This window comes from Chloroflexota bacterium (assembly GCA_018825785.1).
Classification (GTDB): Bacteria; Chloroflexota; Dehalococcoidia; order JACVQG01; family JAHKAY01; genus JAHKAY01.
Genome location: JAHKAY010000050.1, coordinates 1 through 7854 on the forward strand (window position 1 = coordinate 1; position 7854 = coordinate 7854).

Annotated in this window: 8 protein-coding genes; 1 reads left to right on the forward strand and 7 read right to left on the reverse strand. The window is 61.9% G+C overall.

Features of this window, described 5'->3' with window-relative positions:
• Window positions 1-242: 242 nt before the first annotated feature.
• Entirely contained in the window at window positions 243-515 is a 273-nt protein-coding gene (locus tag KJ624_07055; protein MBU2009573.1) for a ribonuclease H-like domain-containing protein, read from the reverse strand.
• Window positions 516-570: 55 nt separating this feature from the next.
• Window positions 571-1326, reverse strand: a complete 756-nt coding sequence (locus KJ624_07060; protein MBU2009574.1) for a GvpL/GvpF family gas vesicle protein — start codon at window positions 1324-1326, stop codon at window positions 571-573.
• A 234-nt stretch (window positions 1327-1560) separates the two neighbouring features.
• Here KJ624_07060 and hisA point away from each other — a divergent pair, with 234 nt between their 5' ends.
• The gene (gene hisA, locus KJ624_07065; GenBank protein ID MBU2009575.1) at window positions 1561-2292 is read left to right on the forward strand and encodes a 1-(5-phosphoribosyl)-5-[(5-phosphoribosylamino)methylideneamino]imidazole-4-carboxamide isomerase; all 732 of its coding nucleotides are present in this window, start codon (window positions 1561-1563) and stop codon (window positions 2290-2292) included.
• A 66-nt stretch (window positions 2293-2358) separates the two neighbouring features.
• Here the strand turns inward: hisA and KJ624_07070 are convergent, their stop codons facing one another.
• The 5 genes from KJ624_07070 to KJ624_07090 all read right to left on the reverse strand — a co-directional run.
• A complete protein-coding gene (locus KJ624_07070; protein MBU2009576.1) occupies window positions 2359-3456 on the reverse strand; it encodes a trypsin-like peptidase domain-containing protein in 1098 nt (365 codons plus the stop codon).
• Between the two features lie 17 nt (window positions 3457-3473).
• A complete protein-coding gene (locus tag KJ624_07075; GenBank protein ID MBU2009577.1) occupies window positions 3474-3968 on the reverse strand; it encodes a hypothetical protein in 495 nt (164 codons plus the stop codon).
• 12 nt (window positions 3969-3980) lie between these two features.
• Window positions 3981-5228, reverse strand: a complete 1248-nt coding sequence (locus KJ624_07080) for an ABC transporter permease (GenBank protein ID MBU2009578.1) — start codon at window positions 5226-5228, stop codon at window positions 3981-3983.
• On the reverse strand, window positions 5225-5944 hold the full coding sequence (locus KJ624_07085; protein ID MBU2009579.1) for an ABC transporter ATP-binding protein: 720 nt from the start codon (window positions 5942-5944) through the stop codon (window positions 5225-5227). The genes KJ624_07080 and KJ624_07085 overlap by 4 nt, the downstream gene beginning before the upstream one ends.
• Before the next feature lie 6 nt (window positions 5945-5950).
• On the reverse strand, window positions 5951-7854 hold a 1904-nt coding region (locus KJ624_07090; GenBank protein MBU2009580.1), incomplete at its 5' end, for an efflux RND transporter periplasmic adaptor subunit.

The window sequence follows — 7854 nt, forward strand, 5'->3', positions numbered from 1 at the left end:
AGGGCTTCCAGGGCCACCCTGGCCTTGAACGATGGGCTGTGCTTCCTGCGGCTCTGTTTCATGTCCTGCTCCTCCTATTCGCCTATTCTAGGAGCAGAACCCGCTCTTAACCACCTGTCCGAATTTTGGGGACCACCTCAAGGCACAGCTTTCGTACCGCGGAGGAGGTGGTATGAACGAGGAGACTCTAGTAGAGAAGGATATTGCCCGCAGCAGGCCCGGACGCTACTGTCTTCCTTCCCTTACAATTGACTGAAGCGCGCTCCAAACACACAGGGTAGCTTCCAAGTCGTCGTGGTTGTATCAAGAAGCTGCGTTCCAGTGTTGCTTCTCGCCTCTCTGTTCTTCTTTGGCGTTCGGACATATTCCCGGTAATACAGCGGGATCAAGATACTCCTGAGGTCGGGATGCCGCCATTGAAACCCAAAGTGCCCCGCTACCTCCTTGAGCTTGAAGGATGTTGTTGGCAGACGGAAACTATCACGTGCGTACAACAACAGGTCGACATGGCGCATCCTGAGACGTACCAGAGTGCTCGGGGGCAATATGGATTACCCAGAGGAAGCCCGGTTATTCCTCCTCCCACGGGATGACCAGCTCCACAAAACTGAAGGGCGGGACGGGGCCGATGAAGCGGAAATCCATCTCGTGATAGAGCAGGCCCAGGTCTTCCACCTGGGCCTCAAAAGGCGCCCGGTTTTCCCAGGGAATCAGAAAGGCGCAGTCCAGGACCGTCTGCTCCAGACAGATGGGGTGGCGGCGCATATCGGCCGCCAGGGGGCGGAGCCGGGCCAGCATCTCCTGGGCCCTGGCCTCCCGCAGCCCGTCCAGGACCCCGGCCACCCTCCTCCCCAGCTCCACCTGGCCGGCATAGCCACCAGCCACGGCGAGGACCTGGTCCCTGAAGGCCCTCAAGCCTTCATCCTGGGCCAGGACCTGTTCGAAGGGTAGCTCCCGCCAGCAGACGCTAAGCCTCATCTCAATCCGGTCCTCAATGGAATAGAGGAGACGGCGGAACTGACCAAAATGGCGGCGCAGGAGCTGGAGCACCTTCTCTTCCGGGCTCACCTTGCCAGGAGGTGCCATGGTGCCAAAGCGGACGGGGAGGGGTGTGAGGCCCATCGCCAGCACCCCCTCCAGTACCCTATTATGGCAGGCCACATGCTCGGGAAGCGGCTCATGTTTCTCCCTGGGGGAGGCGCTGGCCAGGAAGGCCAGATCCAGGTAGGAGATGGAAAAGACCTCCCTGCCCTGCATCCCGGCCGCGTCCAGGGAAAGGGGGCCCTTGTGGTGGACCAGGCCATACAGGTATAGGGGCTCTGCCACACTGTCCACTCTACGCCCTCCCCTCCCCCACCCAAGGCCCCAGCCGGCCCCTTCCCCCCACCCACCCCGTCGGGTTTTCCGGCCCAAAAAGGCAAGGGGTTGGGAAGTTTACGCCAGGGCTGGCTGTTTGCCCCTCTGGTCCTGGTCAGGCCTGCCCATTATCCCAGGCAGAAAATACCCGGCCAACGGCAGCGGTGCCCCAGCCGGCTGCCTTCTTTTGCTATAATCTACCTTATGCAGGTAATACCAGCCATAGATATCCGGGGCGGGAGGTGTGTCCGCCTATTTAAGGGGGACTTCTCCCGGGAGACGGTCTTCTCCCCCGACCCGGTGGATGTGGCCCGGCGCTTCTTTGCCCTGGGGGCCAAAAGGCTTCACGTTGTTGACCTGGACGGGGCGGAAAGAGGCCGGCCGGAGAATCTCCCCGCCCTGGAAGGGATAGCCCGGGCCTTTCCCCTAGCCCTCCAGTTCGGCGGCGGCCTGCGCCAGATAGATGACATTGATAGGGCGCTGGGGCTGGGGGTGGAGAGGGCCATCCTGGGCACCTCGGCAGTGGAGGAGCCGGACCTGGTGGCCCGGGCGTGCCAGCTTTTCCCCGGCCGGATTGTCGTAGGCCTGGACGCCCGGCGGGGGTATGTAGCCACTCACGGCTGGCAAAAGAGGACAGAGGTGGAGGCCTCCCGGCTCCTTGAGGCGATGGCAGCCCTGGGGGTGGGGCGTTTCATCTACACCGATGTTGAGCGGGACGGCACCCTCACCCGCCCCAACTTTCCGGCCATAAGAGACCTCCTCTCCACCACCCACCTCCCCGTCCTGGCCTCGGGGGGCATCTCCCGCCTGGAGCACCTTGGGAAGCTCCGGGCACTGGGGGTGGAGGGGGCCATCATCGGCCGCGCCCTCTACACCGGAGATATAGACCTGAAGCAGGCCCTGGGCCTGATGAACACAATCAAGCCTTCCCCCTGATCCCCACCAGCCCTGTCCACCCGTCGCCCAGGAGACCATCTCGGGTTCTTCCCCGGGAGGCAGCTTCTAGGGCCTGACCCCCAGAGTAGCGGTGACCTCAAGGGTTCCGCCATCGCGGACCACACTCAGGGTGACCTTATCCCCGGCCTTCCTTGTACTGAAATAGCTCACCAGGTCTTCCACACTCCCTACAGAGCGGCCGTCTACTGCCCTGATTATGTCCCCACCCAAAGCCAGCCTTCCGCTGGCGTCGGTGCCGCCACCTTTAAGTCCTGCCTTCTCCGCGGGACTGTTCGGTACGACGGCCACCACGTAGACGCCCTGGCTTACAGAAAGACCCAGGCCGCTGGCGACTGACGGGGTCAGGGCTGCGCCGCTGATACCCAGCCAGGGACGGGCTACCTGCTCACCAGCCATCAGGGAAGGCAAGGCCCTGGTAGCCACGTTTGAAGGTACGGCGAAGCCGATGCCGCCGGCGCCCGCGCCCGTTTCAATCGCTGTAATGATGCCAACCACCATGCCCTGGGAATCCAGCAGCGGTCCGCCCGAGTTCCCCGGGTATATCGCGGCGTCGGTCTGCAACATCCCTGTCATGCTGCTGCCGCCAAGACTGCGGTTCAGGCCACTGATAACCCCCACAGTGATAGAGCCGTCCAGACCAAAGGGGCTACCCAGGGCTATCGCCATCTGTCCGGGCTTTACGGCGCTGGAGTCGCCAAGCTGAAGCGGGGCAATTCCTGATACCGATGAAGGGTCGACGCTGAGCAGGGCCAGGTCGTCAGCCGAGTCGGTGCCAACCACTTTGGCGTCAACGGTATTCCCGCCCTTCAGTACAACCTGGATACTCGACACTCCAACGACGACATGGTTGTTAGTGAGGATGTGCCCCTGGCTATCTACCAGGAAGCCGGAGCCCTGCCCCTCCTGTAGAGACCAGCCGCGAAAACCACTCCCCTGCTGGGTCACCTTGACTTCCACCACTGCCGGGCTGGCGCTGTCATAAATGGATACAACGGTGTTTTCATCGTAGAGGGCGGTCGCCGCCGAGGCCCTGCTCAGGGGGAGGGCCGCCCCCGGGCTGACCCACATGTAGCCTGTTGCCACTGTCAGCAGGAGCGCAACCATCGCGACCGCGGAAAGAAGCTTCCCTTTCACTAACCTCATCTTCCTGCTCCTTTCCGTTACTGAGACCCCAGAACTGGCGTTATGAGGATACCCGTGGCCTGGATAGAGCCATCGGCCTGGCGTTCCCCTGAGACCGTGATACTCTCACCTGCGGAGATGTCCCCGAGGCTGCCTGCGCCCATCTTCTGGATGGAAGTGCTGCCGTCAACCATGACGCGAACAGCACCCTGGGGTGTGTTGAGAGTCACCACATTGCCCTCAATCTTCTCTACCGCCCCCACGGTTCCCCCCCTGCCAGCAAACCCACCCAGGCCTCCGGGAAAGGATGAGCCGGGCTGAGGCGTGCCCTGTCCAGGCTGAGGCGTGCCCTGTTGGGTGCCTCTCTGGCCGAGGCCGGCTGCGAGCTGACTGCGCTGGCTCTGTAGCTCCTGGGTAGCCTGTTCCCTGCCCTGGCTCTTGCCGATGGCAATGCCCCCGGCGAAAGCCCCTCCCAGCACCCCCCCCAGGACGACTACCACCGCCAGCCAGATAACAAAGGCGTTTTGTTTCACGGGTACACCTCCTCATTCATAGCGCAATGCCTCTATAGGATTGAGGCGGGCAGCCCTGTAGGCCGGGTAGAGGCCGAAGAGTATCCCAATGGCAGCCGAAACGGATACCGCCAGGATGACTATGTCCGCAGATACCACCGTCGTGATCGCCTGACCGCCCAGGTTCAGTCCTGAGACAAAGTGGGAGACTCCCCAGCCCACAAGCACCCCAAAGCCTCCACCAGTCAGGCTTAACAAAGCAGCTTCTACCAGGAACTGGAGCAGGATATCCCTCCGTTTGGCCCCCACTGCCTTGCGGACGCCGATCTCCCGGGTGCGCTCGGTGACGGACACCAGCATGATGTTCATGATGCCGATGCCACCAACCAGGAGGGATATACCAGCGATAGCCCCCAGGAAGACAACCCATACCTGGGTGGATTCCTGCAGGGCCGTTATAGTCTCCTGCTGGCTGGTGATGGTGAAATCGTCCTCGCCCACGACGATGCGGTGGCGCTGTCTCAGGATGGCGCTTATCTGCTGAATGGCGTTATCGGTCTCCTTGGCGCTCACCGCCTGCACATTGATGGTCTGGACATTTTGCGCTCCAGCAGCAGTCCGCTGGCGGAACAGGCGGGCCTGCACGGTGGTGATGGGGGCGAGAACCACATCATCCGCATTGCCAAAGCCAGTGCCGCCCTTGCTCTTTAGCACCCCTATCACCTTGAACTGGAGCCCGCTTATTCTGATGGACTGGCCTACAGCGCTCACCTGTCCGAACAGGGTCTCTGCTACATTGCTACCCAGGACTACCACCATTGACCTGCTCTGCACGTTGGAGGTGGAGATGAAGTTCCCCTCAGCCACTGGAAAGTTGCGTACGAACTGGTATCCCGGGGTCACGCCCACGACCTGGGTGCGGGTATTGTTTCGGCCAGCTATCGCCTGGGCGAAGGTCTGAACCTCAGGGGCCACACCGGCCACCGACGGAGCCAGAGCGGGGTCGGCCAGGGCCTCCGCATCCTCCAGGGTCAAGCTGACGGCGCTCCCCTGCGCCCCCCTGGCCCCTGCCTCGGAGCTTGCGCCGGGGCGAACGAAGAGTAGATTGGTGCCCAGGGACTCGATTCTGGAGGTTATGGCTGCCTGAGAGCCCCTGCCTATGGACATCAGCGATATGACTGCCGTTACCCCGATGATGACGCCCAGCACCGTAAGGGAAGAACGCATCTTGTTGGCCACAAGGGCCCCGGAAGCAGTGCGTAATGTCTGCGGCGCGTTCATGGGCTCACCTTCCTGGAGGGCGCTGAGCCTCCTGCCCCACCTTGTATCACCCACCGCTCATCAACAATCTGACCATCCCTGATGAGGATAATGCGCCGCGTGCGGTCCGCTATGTCCGGTTCGTGGGTCACCAGCACAATGGTAATCCCGTCATCCCTGTTGAGACCCTCAAGAATATCCATGATCTCCTGGCTCGAGCGGCTGTCCAGGTTGCCTGTGGGCTCATCGGCAAGGATGATGGAGGGGTTATTGACCAGAGAGCGGGCGATGGCCACCCTCTGCTGCTCGCCCCCCGAAAGCTCGCTGGGCCGGTGCCGGGCGCGCTGCGCCAGGCCCACCCTCTCCAGGGCCTCCAGCGCCCTCTTCCTGCGATTGCTCCCGTTCCCGTAGAGCAGGGGCAGCTCTACATTGGCCAGGGCCGAAGTGCGGCGAAGGAGGTTAAAGGTCTGAAAGACAAAGCCGATCTTCCTATTCCTGACCTCGGCTAGCTGCGAGTCGGAGAGCCGGCTCACCTGCGCCCCATCGAGGAAGTAGCTCCCGGAGGTAGGGGTATCCAGACAGCCTATGATGTTCATCAAGGTAGACTTCCCGGAGCCTGACGGGCCCATTATGGCCACCATCTCTCCCGTTTCGATGCGCAAGCTTACGTTCCGCACGGCCTGGACCTGTATCTGGCCCATTTGGTAGGTCTTGACGATGTCCTCAAGTTCAATCATGCTCTTCTAGTCCCTGGGGAAACCGCCGCCCGGCGGTCCACCCCCTCCGAATACCTGAAAGCCTCCCGTTGAGCCCTGCCGGGTGGTGCCAGCGGTGGCAACCTGAACGACTACCTCATCCCCCTCCTGGAGCCCGGACAACACCTCGGTGGACACGCCGTCGCTGACCCCAAGCTTGACCGTTCTCGTTTGGCTCTCGCCATTGACCATCACCCTTACCGTCGGGTTGTTGGTGGTCCCGCCAATGGCCTCACTGGGGATAACCAGGACGTTGTTGGCCTCCTGCACCATGATGGTGGCTATGGCGCTCATCCCCTCCCTGAGCTGCACCCCTGAGGGCGGAGTTACCCGGATGGTCACTGGGTATGAGACTACCCCAGACTGGGTCTTGCCAACGACCGATATAGCGGACACTTCCCCGGAAAGCTCGAGGTCCGGCAAAGCGTCGAGAGATACTACCACCTTTTGCCCCTCTTTTACCTGGGAAACATCAAACTCACCCAGAATGGCGCTCACTTCAATAACTGAGGGGTCCACCAGCTCCATGGCCACCGTATTGGCGTTCACCGTCTGCCCAGCCTCAATGTTGACCGAAGCCACTATTCCTCCGAAGGGAGCCACCACCGTGCTCATTTCCAGCTTCTTCAGTGTATCATCCAGGGCAGCCTGGGCACTGGTTGCGTCCAGTTGCTTCAATGCCACATCCAGAGGGTCGGCACCCGCCTTCATATCGACCAGCGTCTCCTCTGCCCTGGCAAGCCCGGTCTGCGCAACAGCTACCTGCTTCTGCTTCTGCTCGATGTCTAGAGGGTCGGGGCCCGCCTTCGTCTCGGCCAGGGTCTCCTCGGCCCTGGCAAGGCCGGTCTGCGCAACAGCCACCTGTCTCTGCTTCTGCTCTATGTCCAGGGGGTCGGGGCCCCTCTTCATCTCGGCCAGGGTCTCCTCTGCCCTGGCAAGGCCGGTCTGCGCAACAGCTACCTGTCTCTGCTTCTGCTCTATGTCCAGAGGGTCAGGGCCCCTCTTCATCTCGGCCAGGGTCTCCTCGGCCCTGGCAAGGCCAGTCTGCGCAACAGCTACCTGCTTCTGCTTCTGCTCTATGTCCAGGGGGTCGGCACCCGCCTTCATCTCGGCCAGGGTCTCCTCGGCCCTGGCAAGGTTGGCCCGGGCAACAGCCAGTTGTGTTTGCTTCTGCTCCAGGTCCAGAAGCTTCTGCGGGTTTTCCGGGTCAGCCTCCGACTTTATCAGAGCCTGCCACCAGCTATCCTGGGCCGCCCTGACGGCGACCTCGGCCGTGGTAACAGCAGCCTCGGCCTGGACAATGTCTGAGTCTGTGTAGGGGTTCCGGGCCTTCTCCAGGCTGTCCTGGGCTGTCTTGATGGCAACCCTGGCCGCAGTAACAGCGGCCTCGGCCTGGGCAATGTCCGATTCGGTGTAGGGACTCTGGGCCTTCTCCAGGCTGTCCTGGGCTGTCTTGATGGCAACCCTGGCCGCAGTAACAGCGGCCTCGGCCTGGGCAATGTCCGACTCTGTGTAGGGGTTCCGGGCCTTCTCCAGGCTGTCCTGGGCTGTCCTGATGGCAACCCTGGCCGCAGTAACAGCAGCCTCAGCCTGGGCCATGTCCGATTCGGTGTAGGGATTCTGGGCCTTCTCCAGGTTGTCCTGGGCTGTCTTGATGGCAACCTTGGCCGCAATAACAGCAGCCTCGGCCTGGACAATGTCCGAGTCTGTGTAGGGATTGTGGGCCTTCTCCAGGTTGTCCTGGGCTGTCTTGATGGCAACCTTGGCCGCAGTAACAGCAGCCTCGGCCTGGGCAATGTCCGATTCTATGTATGGATTCTGGGCCTTCTCCAGGTTGTCCTGGGCTGTCTTGATGGCAACCTTGGCCGCGGTAACAGCAGCCTCGGCCTGGA

What these genes read in the sequence shown, in the direction of transcription:
- KJ624_07080 (MBU2009578.1), bottom strand. Translation starts at nt 5,228, where the DNA reads ATGAACGCGCCGCAGACATTACGCACTGCTTCCGGGGCCCTTGTGGCC.
- KJ624_07070 (MBU2009576.1), bottom strand. Translation starts at nt 3,456, where the DNA reads ATGAGGTTAGTGAAAGGGAAGCTTCTTTCCGCGGTCGCGATGGTTGCG.
- hisA (MBU2009575.1), top strand. Translation starts at nt 1,561, where the DNA reads ATGCAGGTAATACCAGCCATAGATATCCGGGGCGGGAGGTGTGTCCGC.
- KJ624_07055 (MBU2009573.1), bottom strand. Translation starts at nt 515, where the DNA reads ATGCGCCATGTCGACCTGTTGTTGTACGCACGTGATAGTTTCCGTCTG.
- KJ624_07085 (MBU2009579.1), bottom strand. Translation starts at nt 5,944, where the DNA reads ATGATTGAACTTGAGGACATCGTCAAGACCTACCAAATGGGCCAGATA.